This is a genomic window from Natrinema marinum (assembly GCF_024296685.1).
In the GTDB taxonomy this organism is placed as follows: domain Archaea; phylum Halobacteriota; class Halobacteria; order Halobacteriales; family Natrialbaceae; genus Natrinema; species Natrinema marinum.
Genome location: NZ_CP100763.1, coordinates 1,598,386 through 1,614,994 on the forward strand (window position 1 = coordinate 1,598,386; position 16,609 = coordinate 1,614,994).

General features: G+C 65.1%; 15 protein-coding genes. 12 read left to right on the forward strand and 3 right to left on the reverse strand.

Annotated elements, in window-relative coordinates; translation table 11 throughout:
- Nucleotides 1–173 precede the first annotated feature (173 nt).
- From NKH51_RS07925 to NKH51_RS07965, 9 genes are all read left to right on the forward strand, one after another.
- Nucleotides 174–359, forward strand: a complete 186-nt coding sequence (locus NKH51_RS07925) for a CbtB domain-containing protein (RefSeq protein ID WP_254764734.1) — start codon at nt 174–176, stop codon at nt 357–359.
- Nucleotides 359–1,111 (forward strand): CbtA family protein, encoded by a 753-nt coding sequence (locus NKH51_RS07930; RefSeq protein ID WP_254764736.1) that lies wholly within the window; start codon nt 359–361, stop codon nt 1,109–1,111. The genes NKH51_RS07925 and NKH51_RS07930 overlap by 1 nt, the downstream gene beginning before the upstream one ends.
- Nucleotides 1,108–1,440 carry a (2Fe-2S) ferredoxin domain-containing protein gene (locus NKH51_RS07935; RefSeq protein ID WP_254764738.1) on the forward strand — a complete coding sequence of 111 codons (333 nt, stop codon included), beginning with the start codon at nt 1,108–1,110 and terminating at the stop codon, nt 1,438–1,440. Before NKH51_RS07930 ends, NKH51_RS07935 begins: the two co-directional genes overlap by 4 nt.
- A gap of 55 nt (nt 1,441–1,495) precedes the next feature.
- Nucleotides 1,496–3,130: a class I adenylate-forming enzyme family protein gene (locus NKH51_RS07940; RefSeq protein WP_254764740.1), complete on the forward strand. Its 1,635-nt coding sequence runs from the start codon at nt 1,496–1,498 to the stop codon at nt 3,128–3,130.
- A gap of 259 nt (nt 3,131–3,389) precedes the next feature.
- Entirely contained in the window at nt 3,390–4,595 is a 1,206-nt protein-coding gene (locus NKH51_RS07945; protein WP_254764742.1) for an acyl-CoA dehydrogenase family protein, read from the forward strand.
- 43 nt (nt 4,596–4,638) lie between these two features.
- Entirely contained in the window at nt 4,639–5,217 is a 579-nt protein-coding gene (locus tag NKH51_RS07950) for a MaoC family dehydratase (RefSeq protein WP_254764744.1), read from the forward strand.
- A gap of 2 nt (nt 5,218–5,219) precedes the next feature.
- Nucleotides 5,220–6,398, forward strand: a complete 1,179-nt coding sequence (locus NKH51_RS07955; RefSeq protein WP_254764745.1) for a CaiB/BaiF CoA transferase family protein — start codon at nt 5,220–5,222, stop codon at nt 6,396–6,398.
- Nucleotides 6,399–6,500: 102 nt separating this feature from the next.
- Entirely contained in the window at nt 6,501–7,865 is a 1,365-nt protein-coding gene (locus NKH51_RS07960) for an MmgE/PrpD family protein (protein WP_254764746.1), read from the forward strand.
- A 77-nt stretch (nt 7,866–7,942) separates the two neighbouring features.
- A complete protein-coding gene (locus tag NKH51_RS07965) occupies nt 7,943–9,013 on the forward strand; it encodes a quinone-dependent dihydroorotate dehydrogenase (RefSeq protein ID WP_254764748.1) in 1,071 nt (356 codons plus the stop codon).
- 33 nt (nt 9,014–9,046) lie between these two features.
- Here the strand turns inward: NKH51_RS07965 and NKH51_RS07970 are convergent, their stop codons facing one another.
- Both NKH51_RS07970 and allB read right to left on the reverse strand, forming a co-directional pair.
- Nucleotides 9,047–9,280 carry a hypothetical protein gene (locus NKH51_RS07970; RefSeq protein ID WP_254764750.1) on the reverse strand — a complete coding sequence of 78 codons (234 nt, stop codon included), beginning with the start codon at nt 9,278–9,280 and terminating at the stop codon, nt 9,047–9,049.
- Between the two features lie 112 nt (nt 9,281–9,392).
- The gene (gene allB, locus NKH51_RS07975; protein ID WP_254764752.1) at nt 9,393–10,757 is read right to left on the reverse strand and encodes an allantoinase AllB; all 1,365 of its coding nucleotides are present in this window, start codon (nt 10,755–10,757) and stop codon (nt 9,393–9,395) included.
- Nucleotides 10,758–11,306: 549 nt separating this feature from the next.
- Between allB and NKH51_RS07980 the strand changes: the two genes are divergently transcribed.
- The 3 genes from NKH51_RS07980 to NKH51_RS07990 all read left to right on the forward strand — a co-directional run bounded on the left by NKH51_RS07980 (nt 11,307) and on the right by NKH51_RS07990 (nt 15,646).
- Nucleotides 11,307–12,290, forward strand: coding sequence for an NAD-dependent epimerase/dehydratase family protein (locus NKH51_RS07980; RefSeq protein ID WP_254764754.1), 984 nt, complete (start codon nt 11,307–11,309; stop codon nt 12,288–12,290).
- A gap of 469 nt (nt 12,291–12,759) precedes the next feature.
- Entirely contained in the window at nt 12,760–13,260 is a 501-nt protein-coding gene (locus NKH51_RS07985) for a helix-turn-helix transcriptional regulator (RefSeq protein WP_254764756.1), read from the forward strand.
- 154 nt (nt 13,261–13,414) lie between these two features.
- Entirely contained in the window at nt 13,415–15,646 is a 2,232-nt protein-coding gene (locus NKH51_RS07990) for a DUF7282 domain-containing protein (protein ID WP_254764758.1), read from the forward strand.
- Nucleotides 15,647–15,819: 173 nt separating this feature from the next.
- On the opposite strand, the gene NKH51_RS07995 is transcribed toward NKH51_RS07990, so the two are convergent.
- The gene (locus tag NKH51_RS07995; protein WP_254764760.1) at nt 15,820–16,323 is read right to left on the reverse strand and encodes a DUF7344 domain-containing protein; all 504 of its coding nucleotides are present in this window, start codon (nt 16,321–16,323) and stop codon (nt 15,820–15,822) included.
- Nucleotides 16,324–16,609 lie beyond the last annotated feature (286 nt).

Sequence of the window (16,609 nt, forward strand, 5' to 3'; positions counted from 1 at the left end):
GGAAAACGATTTCGTTATCCGCCAGCAGTCACGCATTCCGACGGATTCTGCCGGGATATTTGTGACATTTACGTTCCGTTTTCGTCGCCTGTTCGACGAGAGCGGAGTTCGCCGACGGCGTCGATCGACCGGTAGTTTTACAACCCGAGTTTCAGTAGAGAAAGCTGACTTGCATGACCACGACTGATACCGTTCACGATCGAATCGGAACCGCACGCGACGACCTCACGACGGGCCAGTTGCTGGCCGTCTTCGCTTTCGCCGCGGCGCTTTCATTCACGCTACTGTTCTTGCAGGAACCGCTGGCCCACGACGCCATGCACAACTTCCGGCACGCGGCCGGCGTCGCCTGTCACTGATGGTCGTCGACTACCTCGAGCGGGGCGTCCTCGCCGGATCGATCGCGGGGCTGGCCTACGGAGCCTACATGGCGCTCGTCGCGAACCCGCTGATCGGCTATATGGAGGGGGTCGCAGAGGGCGGTGTCGGCGACCACGCACACGAGCACGCCCACGCCGCCGTCGACGGAGGCCCCGTCGTGACCGAGGCGACGACCGCCGCGGTCAGCGTCGGCGGCGGCGTCCTCTGGGGCATCCTGCTCGGCGGCGTCTTCGCGCTCGCGTTCTACTTCCTCGAGCCGGCACTGCCCGGCCGCGGGAAGGCGAAGGCTTACGTGCTGGCCGGCGCGGGCTTTTTCACCGTCTCAGTTGCGCCGTGGCTCGTTCTCCCGCCGACGACGCCGGGGGCCGAGCAGGCGTATACCCCGACGCTGCGGATCGCGATCTACGTCGGGATGATGGCCGTCGGCGCGGTCGTCGCCGCGGCGTCGATCTACGGCTACGACCGCGTCTCGGCCCGGAGTCGCCCGCTCGGAGCCGTTGCGGCCGCGGTTCCGATCGTCGCGCTCGCGGCCCTCACCGCGCTCGGGGCGCCGACGATCGTCGCGGCCGGCGCGGTGCCGGCCGACCTCGCAACGGCCTTCCGGGGTCTGACCGTCCTGAGTCAGGGTGCGCTCTGGGCGCTCGTCGCCGGCTGCTTCGGCTGGTTCCAGACGCAAGCCGGCGTTCGATCGGCCGCCGAACGGCGCGACGAACTGCTGACCAGTCCATGAGAGAGCGGACCGAACAGCACCGCGAGCGCCTCGAGGCCCACGTCTTCGTCTGTACCAACGACCGCGACTCCGAGTACGCGAGTTGCGGCGCGGCGGGTGCAGAGGAGACCGTCGCGGCGGTCAAAGACTGGCTGCGCGAGCGGGACGCCTTCTGGACGGCGGTCTCCGTCGGCACGACTTCGTGTCTGGGGCTGTGTAGCGAGGACGGCACCGCGGTCACGATCCAGCCGCGAAACACCTGGTACTCCGATGTAACACCGGCCGACGTGCCTGACCTGCTCGCCGCGGAGTTCGGTCCGAACGCGGAGCGGGTCCGGGCCGGCGACTGAGCCCGCCGGCGCACAACCGTTTTGACGCTGGTCTCCGATACCACGCGTAGTACCGATGCTCACGTGGCCAGACGAGACCATCTACGAGGGAATCGCGGCGGTCGCGGCGACCGACCCGGACCGGCGGGCCGTCGTCTTCGAGGGAACGACGTGGACCTACGACGATCTGCTCGCCGAAACGCGGGCACTCGCCCGCGGACTCGCCGATCTCGGCGTCTCCGAGGGCGACGTGATCGCGGTCTGGCTCGGTAACCGTCCCGAGTGGATCGCCTGCCAACTCGCGGCCTCCGCTCTCGGCGCAGCGATGGTCGCCGTCAACACCCGCTACCGGACCCACGAACTCGAGTACATGCTCGAAGACTCCGGCGCGAGCGTCCTCGTTACCGAGGACGAACTGCTCGACCGGGACTACCACGAGATGCTCGCGACCGCGGTCCCCGAGGTCGCGGCGCAGTCGCCAGACGCGTTCGACCCCGACTCGATCCCCTCGCTCGAGGCGGTCGTGAGCCTCGAGCCCTCCGACGAACTGTCGGCGCTACGGACCTACGACGACGTATGCGAGACGGGGCGAGCGCGAGACCGGGGAGAACTCGAGCCCGCGACCGACTCGGAGGCCCCGGTGGCGATCTTCTACACCAGCGGCACGACGAGCGATCCGAAGGGGTGTCTGCAGTCGAGTCGGTCGCTGCTGAACCACTCGGCGCACGTCGCCGATCACCTTGGCGTGACCGACGAGGACGTGGCCGTCGCGACGCTGCCGTTCTGCGGCATCTGGGGCTACAATACCCTCTTCAGCGTCCTCGCGACGGGCGCAACGCTCGTGACGCAGACGCACTTCGATCCCGGCGAGACGATCCGGCTGGTCGACGACCACGACGCGACCTACCTCACCGGATTGGGCGTGATGTTCGAGCGGGTGCTCGAGCACGAGACCTTCGATCCGTCGCGCGTCGAGACGGTCGAGACGGGCGTCGTCGGCTTCATCAGCAAGGGGTTCGACGCGGCCCTGTTCGAGCGCATCGAATCGACGGTCGGCTTTCCGGTGGTCCAGCCCTACGGGCTCTCGGAGGCCAACAGCCAGATCTTCGTCGGCGATCCCGACGACCCCGCAGCGCGGCGCAAGCGTGTCGGCGGGCCGCCGATCCACCCGGACATCGAGGCGAAGATCGTCGACCCCGAGAGCCGCGAGGCGCTGCCGGCCGGCGAGGAGGGCGAACTCGCAATCCGGGGCTATCTGCTCGCCGATGGCTACCTCGGCAAGCCAGCGGCGACCGCGGCGGCCTTCGACGAGTCGGGGTGGTTCTACACCGGCGACCTCGCCGAGATGGACGAGGACGGCTACGTCTACTACCGCTCGCGGCTCGACGACGCCCTGCGAGTTCGGGGGTTTCTCGTCGCGCCCCGCGAGATCCAGTCGGCGGTCGAGGACCACCCCGATGTCCGCTCGTGCGAGGTCGTCGGCGCGCCCCACCCGCGCCACGGTGAGGTAGCGGTCGCGTTCGTCGTCCCCGCGAACGACGAGGTGAACGCGGGGGAACTCGAGGAGTTCCTCGATTCCCGCGTGGCCGACTACAAGGTCCCCGAAGCGTTCGAGTTCGTCGACGAGTTCCCGACGACGGAGGGACCGAACGGCGAAAAAGTCCAGAAAACGGTGCTTCGCGAGCGAGTCGCAGACCGGTTCGACGCGTGAGGATTGCGTGTCGTCACGGCGATCCGCTGACGATGAGGGCCCCGTCTCGTCCGTCGATCCGATCCTCGTTCGTCGGCTCCGAAACCGATACAGCACCACCTCAGTACGATTATTTATATTATTATATGTTTGAATGACCGCCCACGTACAAATGAACGTAGAGAAGTTTCTGTGCCGATTTTATCGGTTTCTTCGATCGGGACCTGTGGTATACATCATGACATAACGCTTTTCTCCCGACCTGAGAGAGGATCTGCTAATGGCACGACTCCTACGGGATGCGGTCTCGCTCACCGAGAGCCAACGGCTCGTTCGCTCGAGCATCCGCGACATCTGCTCTGACTTCGATCACGAGTACTGGCGTCGGCGAGCCGAGGAGGGAGAGTACCCCCGCGAGTTCGTCGACGCGTTGACCGACCACGGCTGGATGGGGATCCTACTGCCCGAGGAGTACGGCGGTGCCGGAATGGGTACCCAAGAAACCGTCGTCATGATGGAGGAGATTGCCGCCAACGGCGGCGGGTTCAGCGCCGCACAGGCGGTCCACGGCGGCGTCTACAACTCCGTCCCCATCGTCGAGTACGCCAGCGAGGAGATCAAACGGGACCTGCTCCCGAAGGTCGCCGACGGCGAGGCGTCGATCCAGGCCTTTGGCTTGACCGAGCCCAACGCGGGCTCGAACTCGCCGGCGATCGAGACGCGCGCAGAACGAGACGGAGACGAGTACGTCGTCAACGGCCAGAAGATCTGGACCTCCCGCGTCGACGTCTCCGACTACATCGTCCTCGTCGCGCGTACGACCCCGCTCGAGGAAGTCGACAAACGGACCCGCGGTATCTCGATGTTCCTCGTCGACTTGGAGGACGCGATGGACCAGGGGGCACTCGAGATGGAGGCGATCCCCAAGTCTGCCAGCGACTTCGTCCACTCCTTCGAGCTCTGGTTCGATGACCTGCGCGTCCCCGCGGAGAACCTGATCGGCGTCGAGGGCAACGGCTTCTATCAGGTGCTAGATGGCCTCAACGAGGAACGGCTCGTCATCGCCGCCGAGTGTCTCGGCCTCGGGCGGCTGGCGCTCGAGCGCGCGGTCCAATACGCCACCGACCGGGAGGTGTTCGACCGCCCGATCGGGAAGAACCAGGCGATCCAGCACCCGCTGGCGGAGGCCTACGCGCGGCTGCAGGCGGCCAAGCAGCTGACCTACAACGCGGCCGACCGGGCGGCCTCCGACGAGGACGTGGACCTGGGCGCGTACGCGAACGCGGCGAAGTTCCTCGCGGCGGACGCGGCCTACGAGGCGGCCGACGCGGCGGTCCAGACCCACGGCGGCTTCGGCATCGCGACGGAGTACGACGTCGAGCGCTACTTCCGCGAGGCCCGCCTGACGCGGCTGGTGCCGATCACCCAGCAACTCGCCTTGAACTACCTCGGCGAGAACGTACTCGGCCTGCCGCGTTCGTACTGATCGACGAGTACCCCGCGACCCGACCAATCTACGATTCACGCCAATGACGGACGACACTGACGACACCGAAACGGAGGAAGCGACGGAGAAGCGACTGGTAGAGGGCTGGCACGGCCGCTACTACGAGGACTTCGACGTGGGCGACATCTACAAACACCCCTTCGGTCGCACGGTCACCGAGACGGACAACGTCTGGATGACCAACGTGACGATGAACCTCAACCCGATGCACTTCAACGAGGCCTACGCCGAGGAGACGGAGTTCGGCGAGCGGCTGGTCGACGGCACCTTCGTTATCGCGCTGGCGGTCGGGATGAGCGTCATCGACATCTCGGTCAACGCGACGGCGAATCTCGGCTACGACGACATCCGCCACCACAACCCGGTCTACCACGGCGACACCATCTTCGCCGAGAGCGAGGTCCTGAGCAAGCGGGAACTCGAGTCCCGCGATCACGTCGGCATCGTCGAGACCGAACTGCGGGCGTACAACCAGGACGGCGACCTCGTGCTCAGCTTAGAGCGCACGCCAATGGTGTTGAAACGCGAGTACGCCGAGCCCTCCGCGGCGAAGCCGCCGGGCTGGCTCGAGGGAATCGGGACGCAGCCGGAGGACCTCTAGCCGTGTTCGCGCTCGACGATATCACGGTCGTGAGCCTCGAGAGCGGAGTCAGCGCGCCGCTGTGTACCCGCATGCTGGGTGACTTCGGCGCCGAGGTAATCAAGGTCGAGCGGCCGGACGTGGGCGACGTCAACCGCCACTGGGACTCGGTGGTGTACGGCGACTCGTCGGCCCACGCCTGGGTCGACCGGAACAAGCTGAGCGTCGAGTTGAACTTGAAAAGCGAGGACGGGACCGCGATCTTCCACGAACTCGCCGCGGAGGCCGACGTGATCGTCCAAAACTACTCGCCGGGCGTCGTCGAACGCCTCGGCGTGGGCTACGACGATATTGCCGAGAGCAACGAGGACGTCATTTACCTCAACGTCTCGGGCTACGGTCGGAGCGGGCCCTACAGCGATCGCAAGGCCTACGACATGGTCATGCAGGGCGAGACCGGCCTCATTCTGATGAACGGCTCGCCGGACGCCCCCGCGAAGATTCCCCTGAGCGTCTGTGACATCAACGCTGCGACCTACGGCACGATCGCCACGCTACTCGCGCTGTTCCACCGCGAGCGCACCGGCGAGGGGCAGGAACTCGACGTGACGATGTTCGGCGGGATGCTCTCGTGGCTCGGCTACTTCCCCCACAAGTACTGGCACAACGACGAGCAGCCGGAACGCATCGGGATGCGCCACCACCTGCTGACCCCCTACGGCCCTCACGAGACGGCCGACGACCAGTACGTCAACTTCGCCATCCTGAGCGAAGCCCACTGGGAACTGCTCTGCGAGGCCGTCCTCGAGCGCCCCGACCTGCTCGCGGACGAGCGCTTCGCGGACAACGAGAGCCGGGTTGAGAACCGCGACACGCTCGAGCCGCTGCTCGAGGACCTGATCGCCGAGCGGCCGCGTGACTACTGGGCCGAGCGGCTGGCCGAAGCGGGCATCCCGTGGGGCGACGTGAACCAGCTAGACGAAGTGCTCGACCACCCCCAGACCGAGCATCTCGACCTCGTGAAGGAACTCGAGACCGAGGACGGCCCGGTGCCGTACGTCGACAATCCGATCGACACCGACGCGCTCGAGTTCGCGGCCGAGCCGATGCCGGATCTCGGCGAACACACCGACGAGGTGCTCGACGCGCTCGGCTACTCGAGCGAGGAGATCGACGCGCTCCGGGAGAACGATGTGGTCTGAGCGTCGGCGGGCCGCTCGATCGGCCCGAACGGAATTCGAGAGAGCGTCGGTCGCCGTGACCGGCGGGAACGGTTATCCGCGTGGGCCTCGGAGGGAGCCGCGATGACCGGCTCCCCCTCGAGCGAAGTGACCGAAGACCTTGCCTCGTTCGTCGCCGCGCTCACGGCCGACGACGTTCCCGACGGGGCGCTTCGCACCGCCGAACGGGCGGTTCTCGATACCGTCGGCGTGACGCTCGCCGGCGCGGACGCCGAGGCGGGCGGGATCGCGACGGCTGCCGTGACCGCGGACGGCGATGCCGGCGAGACGACGGTTCTCGGCCGCGACGAGCGACTGCCCCTGTCCGACGCCGTCTTCGCGAACGCGACCGCAGGCCACGCGCTGGACTTCGACGACGTGGCACTGGCGGCGATGGACGGCCATCCGAGCGTGCCGATGGTCGCCCCCCTGCTGGCCGTCGGCGAGCGCGAAGGGGCGTCCGGACTGGAGCTACTGACGGCCTTCGTCGCCGGCTTCGAGGCGCAGAACTACCTCTCGAGGCCGATCAGCCCCGGCCACTACGAAGGGGGCTGGCACGCCACCTCGACGATCGGCCTCTTCGGTGCCGCGGCGGCCGTCGCCAATCTGCTCGATCTCTCGACCGAGCGCACCGCGAACGCGCTCTCGATTGCCGCCTCGATGCCGGCCGGGCTCAAGCGCAACTTCGGGACGACGACCAAACCGATCCACGCGGGCCAGGCCGCCCGTTCGGGAACGACCACAGCCCTGCTCGCGGCCGAAGGCGCGACGGCCAACTCGGCGGCGATCGACGGTCACCGCGGCTTCTTCGACCTCTACCGCGGTGATGGCGAATCCGACCTCGAGGCGCTGCCCGATCTCGGCGAGCGGTGGGCGATCCGCGAGGACGGCATCGACGTGAAGAAGTATCCCTGCTGTTACTACACCCACGCCGCCATCTACGCGGCGATCGGACTCACAGAGGACCGCGCCCTCGAGCCAGCGGAGATCGACACGGTGCGTGTGACGGCATCGCAGGGCGCGGCCGACGCGTTAGCTCACGACGACCCCGAGACGGGCCTCGAGGCGAAGTTCTCGATGCAGTACCTGATCGGGAGCGCGATCGCCCGTCGCTCGGTTGGCCTGTCCGCGTTCGAGGAGGACACCATCGACGAGCCGGCGGTCCAGACCGTCCGCGAGCGCGTCTCGCTGGTCGTCGACGACGACCTGCCGTACGACTCGAACGCCGCGCGCGTCGCGGTGGCGACCCGCGACGGAAAAACACACGAGCGCACGCAGGAACGACCGCCGGGGACGCACGACGATCCCCTTTCCGTCGAGGAACTCCACGAGAAGTTCCGGATGTGCGCCGAGTACGCGCCGGGGCCAATCGCGGTCGACGACGCGCTCGCGGCGCTCGACGATCTGCGGTCGGTCGACGACGTGGGGACCCTCCTCGAGTCGCTCTGAACGCGGGGACCGGGCTCGGGAGCGCTCGCGTCGGCGCTTCGAGACGTTTACTTGCCGGCCGTTCGGACTACCAGCAAATGACGCTGTACTCGCGGGTTCGCCCCCTCGCGTTCAAGTTGCCGGCCGAGACGGCCCACGACCTCGGCAAACGGACGCTCCGGGCGGCCCAGTCGACGCGGCCGACGCGGGCGGCGCTCTCCTACGCGTACCGGTACGACCACCCGGCGCTCGAGGTCGACCTGTTCGACGCGACGTTTCCGAACCCGGTCGGCGTCGCCGCCGGCTTCGACAAGAACGCCGAAGTGACCCACGCGCTGTCGGCGCTTGGCTTCGGCTTCGTCGAGATCGGCACCGTCACGCCCTACCCGCAGGAAGGTAACGACCGTCCACGCCTCTTTCGTCTGCTCGAGGACGAGGCGATGATCAACCGGATGGGCTTCAACGGACAGGGGATGGAACGGGTCAAATCTCGGCTCGAGGGCGACGGAACACCGAATATCCCTCTCGGCGTGAACGTCGGCAAGATGAACTCCTCGAGCGAGCGCGAGGCGATCGAGGATTACCGGCGCGTCTTCGATCGGCTCTCGCCCTTTTCCGACTACGTCGTGGTCAACGTCTCCTGTCCGAACACGCCCGACGAGTTCGACGAGGCTTCGCCCGACCACCTCCGAGCGATCTTCGAGACGCTCGAGGCCGAAAACGATCGGAACGTGCCGATCCTCGTCAAGATCGGCCCCGACGAGCCCGACGAGGCGATCTTCGACCTCGTCGACATCGTCCGCGAGTTCGACCTCGACGGCATCGTCGCGACCAACACCTCGACGAGCCGCAAGGGCCTCGCGTCGTCCCGCCGCGAGGAGTGGGGCGGACTCAGCGGGAAGCCGATCGCCGATCGATCGACCGAAGTCATTCGCACGCTCGCCGAGTACACGGACGGCGAGTTACCGATCATCGGCGTCGGCGGCGTCGACTCCGCGACGAGCGCCTACGAGAAGATCAGGGCGGGCGCGTCGCTCGTCCAGTTGTACACCGGGTTCGTCTACGGAGGCCCGTCGACGGCGAAGCGGATCAATCGGGGGCTGGTGAAACTGCTCGAGCGCGACGGCTTTTCGTCGATCGAGGACGCGGTCGGCGCTGACCTCGAATAGGAAGGCAGTGAGCCGAGGACGCCGGCTATCGTTCTAATCGGCCGGTTCCGGATCGTCGATCGCGTCGTCGAGTCCGTGGTGTTCCGCGGGGCCGATAACCTCGTTGGCGCGTTCCTCGCGAATCTCACGCGTTGTGGAGTCCTCCTCCTGCGGTTCGACGACCGGGTCGGTGTCGCCGTCGGTCACGGAGAGGTACACCGATCTGAGCTGGGCGGTCTTGTCCGTCTCGCGATCGTCGGCATCAGCGGTGGCGTCTGCATCGGTCATGGCACTGTATCCGTATGGAATGCGATGGAACCGATAGGGAATATAATCAGACCGCTACTTTCTCGAGTTGAAAACGGTCACGACGAACGTCGTTCCACACTCCAGCGGCCGATTAGTCGACGTCCACGCGCGTCCCGTAGCCTGACTCGCCGACGACCTCGCCGCCCTCCGCGACGACCTCGCCGCGGACGACCGTCGCGACCGCCTTCCCGCGGAAGGACTCGTCCTCGAACGGCGTCACGCAGTTTTTCGAGTGGAGATCGGCGCTGTCTACCGTCCACTCGAGGGCGGGGTCGACGATCGTGAAGTCGGCGTCGGTGCCGACCTGCAGCGACCCCTTCTGTGGGTACATCCCCCAGACCTTAGCCGGGTTCGCCGAGTGGCGGTGGACCCACTCCTCCATCGTGAGTCGGCCGCGGTCGACGAACGTGAGCATGGCCGGCACCTCGGTCTCGAGGCCGACGAAGCCGGAAATCGCCTCCCAGGTGTTGCCGAACGGGTCGTCGACCTTCTTCTCCTCGGGGGTGTGGGGGGCGTGGTCGGTGGCGATGCACTCGATCGTGCCGTCGTCGATGCCGACCTGCCAGAGTTTCTCCTGCTCGTCAGCGTCACGGATGGGTGGCTGGACGCGCGCGACGTTGCCCTTCTCGCGCATCACTTCCTCGGTGAACCAGAGGTAGTGGGGCGTCGTCTCCGCGGTCACGTCGACGCCACGGTCTTTACCGCGGGCGACGGCTTCGGCCGCCGAGCCCGAGGAGACGTGGAACATGTGGATCTTCGCACCGGTCTCCTCGGCGAAGGTGATCATCCGTTCGACGGCCTCCCGCTCGGCAATCACGGGCCGCGAGTGGGAGTGGTCGATCGGCTCGTTTCTCCCCTCGGACTGGAACCGCTCCGTGTAGTGATCGATGATCTCGCCGTTCTCCTCGTGAAAGCCCAGCCGCTTGCCAGTCTCGCGGATTTGCTCCATCGCCTCGATGATCTCGCCGTCGCTTGGTGGCGGCACGTCGCCGACGGTCGAGCCGAGGAAGACCTTGTAGCCGAGCGCGCCGGCCTCGTCGATGTCGGGAATCAGATCGAGGTTCTCGCTCGTGACGACGGCGTAGCTCTGGAAGTCGACGTGGGCCGACGCCTCGCCGCGTTCGAACTTCAACTCGAGGCGGTCCGGCCGATCGATGACCGGGTCCGTGTTGGGCATCCCGACGACGGTCGTCACGCCGCCGGCGGCCGCGGCCCGCGTCGCGGACTCCCAGTCTTCCTTGTACTCGAGGCCGGGCTCGCGGTTGTGGATGTGACAGTCGACGATGCCCGGCACGAGGACGTTCCCCTCGCCATCGAAGACGCGATCTGCATCGGGGAGCCGGTCGCTCCGGCCGACGGCGACGATGGTCCCGTCCTCGACGGCGACGCCCGCGTCGGGGGTCCGCCCCGCGGGCGTGACGACGGTACAGTTGCGTACGACGAGATCGACGGTCATTGCCGTGGAGTTGCCGAGGGCCGCGCATATAGCTTCCCCAAACTGCTCGGACGCTCGTCGATCCGCCCGCTCCGCGGTGGCGCGCGCTGATGGTCGGCCGAGCACCAGCGAGGACGACCACGGACTCCGTGCGAGGTCTTCGCGAATATTGTGAGCGAACGGTTCGGACGACACATCGTGTCTTCCGATGGATGAACGAGAGAACGAAGTGAACGAGTGAATCGGCTGGGGCGGGTGTGGCGATTCTTTGCCGCCACGATCGCAAAACGTTTGCAGTCGCCCGTATCGCCCGAAAAGCCGAATCGACGATCGCTGGTACGCGCAATAATCGACTGCCCTCGAGCGGATCGGAACGGCCACCGAGCGCCGTCTGTCCGTTCCACCACAACCGCCTGGCGTCGACAGTCGTCGGTCGTGCTACGGCCCGTCATGACCTCGCTCGAGACGACTGCAACCAACGCTGTAAGCAGCGCCTTCCGTCGCCTCGAGCCTGAATACGCAGGGGTACGAATCGGATACTAAACAGCGAGGTGCTGGTAGCGCCGAGCGATGGACACGCCAGCGATCTGTGACGAAACGATACTCGTAACCGGCGGCGCGGGCTTCATCGGCAGCCACCTCGTCGACGCCCTGACGCCGCACAACGAGGTCCGCGTGCTCGATAACTTCTCGACGGGCGACCCCGCCCACCTCCCCGACGACGTAACGGTGATCGACGGCGACGTTCGCGACCCGATCGCGCTCCAGCGGGCGGCCCGCGGCGTCGACCTCATCTTTCACCACGCCGCGGTCGTCAGCGTCTCCCAAAGCGTCGACGAACCGCGTCGGAGCAATCAGACGAACCTCGAGTCCAGCCTCCTGCTCTTGGAGCAGGCCCGCCAAGAGGACGCGCGGGTCGTCGTCGCCTCGAGCGCGGCGGTCTACGGCCACCCCGAGGAGCTGCCGGTGTCCGAGACGGCGAGGACGAACCCGACCTCTCCCTACGGCGTCCAGAAGCTAGCGCTCGATCAGTACACCCGTCTCTACGAGGAGTTGTACGACCTCCCGACGGTCGCGCTACGCTACTTCAACGTCTACGGCCCGCGCCAGCAAGGGCCCTACAGCGGGGTCATTTCGACGTTCATAGAGCAAGCGCGGGCGGACGAGCCGATCACGATCGAGGGGGATGGCCAGCAGAGCCGCGACTTCGTTCACGTCGACGACGTCGTCCGAGCGAACCTGCACGCCGCGACGACCGACGCGGTAGGCGAGGCGTACAACATCGGAACGGGGACGCGAACGACGATCGAAGCCCTCGCCGAGACGATCCGCGACGCTACTGGCTCCGCCTCGCCGATCGTCCACCGCGAACCGCGAACCGGCGACATCAGACACAGCGGCGCGGACGCATCGAAGGCGAGCCGCGAACTCGGGTTCGACGCCCGCATCGGTCTCGAGTCGGGGATCCGATCGCTCGTGGACTCGTCGGGAACCGGCAGGCGAGACGCCGGCGCTGTCTCGGAGCCGAACCGCGAAAGCGAGTCGTATAGCTAGCGATTTCCCTCGGTCGAGCCGACGAAATCCGCACATTCCGTCGACGGCAGACCGCTGTGTCGGTTCGAAGACGGGTCGAACGCGGTGCCGCTCGACGATCGCGATCGTTCGTGTTCGATTCGATGAGGGTCAGTGAAGTATTTCCTTACTGGCTGAATCCGGAGCGAATCCGCGCTAACCGTTACAAACGTACGGTCGAGTTTATTCGGATCGTCGATCAAAGACCGCCTATACCATGACTGAGACGTATCTTACCGAACCGATCGCGACCTGCGCTGCCGCGGTTCCACCGCCCGGCACGCAGCCGTCTGCGGCCGGCCAGCCGGAGCAACCCATTCGGCAACCGAACGGTATGGATACGACGAGAGACAGGCGGAATCATAACAGCAGATGGGTTATAAAAAACAATTTGTAGAGCGGTCACGACGGTACAGGACATGAATCACGTAGCCACAGCCCCCAAACAGCCATGAGCATCCGACGACGTGTCTCAACGGTCACCGAGACGTCCAGTCCATCGACCAGTGGCGCGGCCGCCGCTTCGATCGTCGCGGCTCCGCGGCCGGAGCTCGTCTCGGAACTCGTCCGGCCGCTCCAACTGGACGGCAGTGCACACCTGGCGGCGCTCGCCGGCATGATCGCGCTAGCGCTTCTCGGCGGGGTACTCGTCGCCCGCAACCGATACGAGGATCCGTCGGCGCGGGCCGACGAGACGGAACCGACCCGCGAGGAGTTCGTCACCGATCAAGAGCTGGTCCGCCAACTACTCGAGGACAACGGCGGACGAATGAAGCAATCGAAGATCGTCGACTCCGTCGACTGGTCGAAAGCCAAGGTCAGTCGGCTGCTCGCCGATCTCGAGGACGACGGCCAGATCACGAAACTCAGGCTCGGGCGGGAGAACCTGGTCTGTCTGCCGGGACACGAGCCGACGGCGTCGAAGTCGCCCGAACAGCCGACAGACGATTAGCGCGGAACCGTTCCTATCAACAACCGTTGTTTTCCGCGAACGAACGTCTCACTGAATACACCGCCGCTGGACCGTAGTATCCGATTTCTCAGCGTAATGGTTCCGCCGCTTTATCCTCCGAAACGACGACGACGCAGATGCCTTCAGGGCAACCATGAACGCACGCAAACAGGTACTCGTTGTGATCACCGCGCTGATGCTCGTGTGCTCGAGCGGGGCGATGGTCACCGCTGCATCCGGCAGTGGGGCCGTCGACGAGAGCGCACAGATCAGCGAAGACGAGTACGAACAGACAAACGAGACAGTAGAACAGAACGTGACGGATAACGAGACCGTCACCGACGACGAGGCTGCACTAGAAAACGAGACTGCGGACAACGGAAGCCAGGCCGCGTACGTGACGTTCGACGATCAGACGACCGAGGGCGAGACGGTCGTCGTCGCGAACGCCACGCTCGCGAGCGGGGGCTTCGTGACGATCCACGACAGTAGCCTCCTCGTGGGGAACGTCATCGGCAGCGTCATCGGAACGTCGGAGTATCTCGAGGCGGGAACGCACGAGAACATCACGATCACGCTCGACGAACCCCTCGAGGAAGACGAGACGCTGATCGCGATGCCACACCGTGACACGAACCAGAACGAGACGTACGATTTCGTCGAGACCGAAGGTCAGGCCGACGGACCGTACCTCACGGCTGACGGCGAGCCGGTGACCGACCAGGCTGTCGTCACGGTTGAGGACGCCGTCGCGGAGGAGCCGGCCGACAACGTCACCGACGAAGAGCCGGTTGACAACGTCACCGACGAACCGGTCGACGAAGAGCCGGTTGACAACGTCACCGACGAACCGGTCGACGAAGAACCGGTTGACAACGTCACCGACGAACCGGTCGACAACGTCACCGAAGAACCGACCGACAACGTCACCGAAGAAGAGCCGGCCGAGGCTACCGTGACGTTCGACAACCAGACGACCGAGGGCGAGACAGTCGTCGTTGCGAACACCACACTGCCGAGTGCCGGCTTCGTGACGATCCACGATAGCAGCCTGCTCGAGGGCAACGTTATCGGGAGCGTCATCGGTGTCTCCGACTACCTCGAGGCGGGAACGCACGAGAACATCACGATCACGCTCGACGACCCCCTCGAGGAAGACGAGACGCTGATCGCGATGCCGCACCAGGACACGAACGACAACGAGACGTACGACTTCGTCGAGACTGAGGGTGAAGAAGACGGACCGTTCCTCACCGCCGAGGGTGAACCGGTGATCGACGATGCCTTCGTCACGGTCGAGGAACCGGTCGACGAAGAACCGGTCGATAACGTCACCGACGAAGAGCCAGTCGACAACGTCACCGACGATGAAGAGAACGTCACCGACGAAGAGCCAGTCGACAACGTCACTGACGACGAAGAGAACGTCACCGACGAAGAGCCGATCGAGGACAACGTGACGATCGACGAGCCGATGGACGAGCTGCCGATCGACGCAGGTGATCGGCCGATCTTCGTCACCGTCGAAAACACCACCATCGAGAACCTGAACGTCGAGAACGCGAGTATTTACGTTTTCGTCGTCAGTCCGAATATCAGCCCCGACGACCTCCCGGACGAGATGGAGAACATCACCGACGAGATCCCGACCGAGGATAACGTCACGGAAGACAACGTGACGGAAGATAACGTCACCGAGGAGGAACCGGCTGATAACGTGACCGACGAAGAGCCGTTCGACGAGAACGTCACCGAAGAGCCGCCTTCGATGGAGGACAACATCACCGAGGATAACGTCACGGAAGACAACGTCACCGACGAAGAACCGGTCGACAACGTGACCGAAGACAACGTCACCGACGAAGAACCGGCTGACAATGTCACCGAGGATAATGTGACGGACGAAGAACCGGTCGACAACGTCACCGAGGATAACGTGACCGAAGATAACGTCACGGAAGACAATGTGACGGACGAAGAACCGGAGACAGCCGATTCCTTCAACGTCACCAATCTCGAGGCACCCGACAACGCCACCATCGGTGAGAACATCACCGTAACGGCGACGATCGAGAACCCGACGGATCAGGAGCGGACCGAAGCCGTTCAGTTCCGTCTCGACGGTGACCTCATCACCGCACAGAACCTGACGCTCGAGGCCGGTGCGAGTGAGGATGTCGAGTTCGATGTCAGTACCGAGGGCCTCCAGCCCGGCGACTACATCCACATGGTGCTGACCGACGAGTCCGGCGAGGTTGCGATGATCGAGCTGACCGAGTCGACCGACACCGGCACCGATATCGGCGAAAGTAACGAAACCGAAACCGAGAACGAGACCGGCGACGGTCTCAACGAGAGCCCGGCCGCGATCGGGGCGCTCAGCTAATCAGGAGAGCTCAACGGACAGCGCGTCTTTTCTCGCCGTCGTACTGACGGTGTTTTTTCGAACGGTCGCCTGCCGAGACGGTGACGACGCTACGACCAGCAGACCCCCGGTGGTCGCGCTGGCGACGGGCGTCGCCGTCGCGTCGTGTTGACCCGAGCCGCCGAGTCCGAACGCTAGCCGAGGAGCTGGTAGAGACTGCTGGCGGCGACGGCGAGGAAAAAGAGCACGCTCGCGAAAACCGGATCGATGCTCGAGACGCCCGGAAGGCCGAGCCCGGCCAGTGCGATGACCGCGAGTCCGAGGAGGCAGAGACCGAGATGGAGTTGCAGGAGTCGCGAGTGATCGGTGTTGTGGCCGTCGACGTACTGCAGGACCTCGTCGAAGTGACGACCCGGTTGGATCGTCTTGGCATCCGAGTCGTACTCGATCACGGCGTCTTCCTGTAGCTGGGGGAGATGTGTCTGTTGAAGTGAGACGTAGACGCTCTTGTAGAGATTGTTCGGCACGGGTGAGGTGTCGGACTCCGTCGCGGCGATCTCGTTAGCCACGTCGGAGACGTCGACCTGCCCGCCTTCGTCCGCGAGCAACTGGACGATGGCGCGGCGTCTATCGTTACCGAGGATGTGAAACACCTCACTCTCCTCGAGCGGTTCAGTCCTGTTCGTTTGAACTGACATCGATCAGAGAGATAGGGCACCGGTTCTCGAGGGACAGTCCACCACCAACGACCATGTCGACATACTTCTCCCACCACTAACTTTAACTTTTGCAGGTTACGTCGTCGTCAGCGTCGACTGTCGAATACCGTGGGTCCGCGAACGATCGTAGGAACAGCATACACCAGAGCGTATTCACGACGTGTCGATACTCGAAGGGCTGCCAGCGGTGTGGCGTCAGTGCTCGAGCGGGAAGCATACCGGCTGCTCACCGTTGCCGAACGCGATCGAAAACGAGCGTCACTAT

Coding starts and splice junctions, on each gene's coding strand:
- NKH51_RS07965 (WP_254764748.1), top strand. CDS start 7,943: ATGACGCTGTACTCGCGGGTTCGCCCCCTCGCGTTCAAGTTGCCGGCC.
- NKH51_RS07960 (WP_254764746.1), top strand. CDS start 6,501: ATGACCGGCTCCCCCTCGAGCGAAGTGACCGAAGACCTTGCCTCGTTC.
- NKH51_RS07945 (WP_254764742.1), top strand. CDS start 3,390: ATGGCACGACTCCTACGGGATGCGGTCTCGCTCACCGAGAGCCAACGG.
- NKH51_RS07990 (WP_254764758.1), top strand. CDS start 13,415: ATGAACGCACGCAAACAGGTACTCGTTGTGATCACCGCGCTGATGCTC.
- NKH51_RS07940 (WP_254764740.1), top strand. CDS start 1,496: ATGCTCACGTGGCCAGACGAGACCATCTACGAGGGAATCGCGGCGGTC.
- NKH51_RS07980 (WP_254764754.1), top strand. CDS start 11,307: ATGGACACGCCAGCGATCTGTGACGAAACGATACTCGTAACCGGCGGC.
- allB (WP_254764752.1), bottom strand. CDS start 10,757: ATGACCGTCGATCTCGTCGTACGCAACTGTACCGTCGTCACGCCCGCG.
- NKH51_RS07935 (WP_254764738.1), top strand. CDS start 1,108: ATGAGAGAGCGGACCGAACAGCACCGCGAGCGCCTCGAGGCCCACGTC.
- NKH51_RS07995 (WP_254764760.1), bottom strand. CDS start 16,323: ATGTCAGTTCAAACGAACAGGACTGAACCGCTCGAGGAGAGTGAGGTG.
- NKH51_RS07985 (WP_254764756.1), top strand. CDS start 12,760: ATGAGCATCCGACGACGTGTCTCAACGGTCACCGAGACGTCCAGTCCA.
- NKH51_RS07970 (WP_254764750.1), bottom strand. CDS start 9,280: ATGACCGATGCAGACGCCACCGCTGATGCCGACGATCGCGAGACGGAC.
- NKH51_RS07925 (WP_254764734.1), top strand. CDS start 174: ATGACCACGACTGATACCGTTCACGATCGAATCGGAACCGCACGCGAC.
- NKH51_RS07930 (WP_254764736.1), top strand. CDS start 359: ATGGTCGTCGACTACCTCGAGCGGGGCGTCCTCGCCGGATCGATCGCG.
- NKH51_RS07950 (WP_254764744.1), top strand. CDS start 4,639: ATGACGGACGACACTGACGACACCGAAACGGAGGAAGCGACGGAGAAG.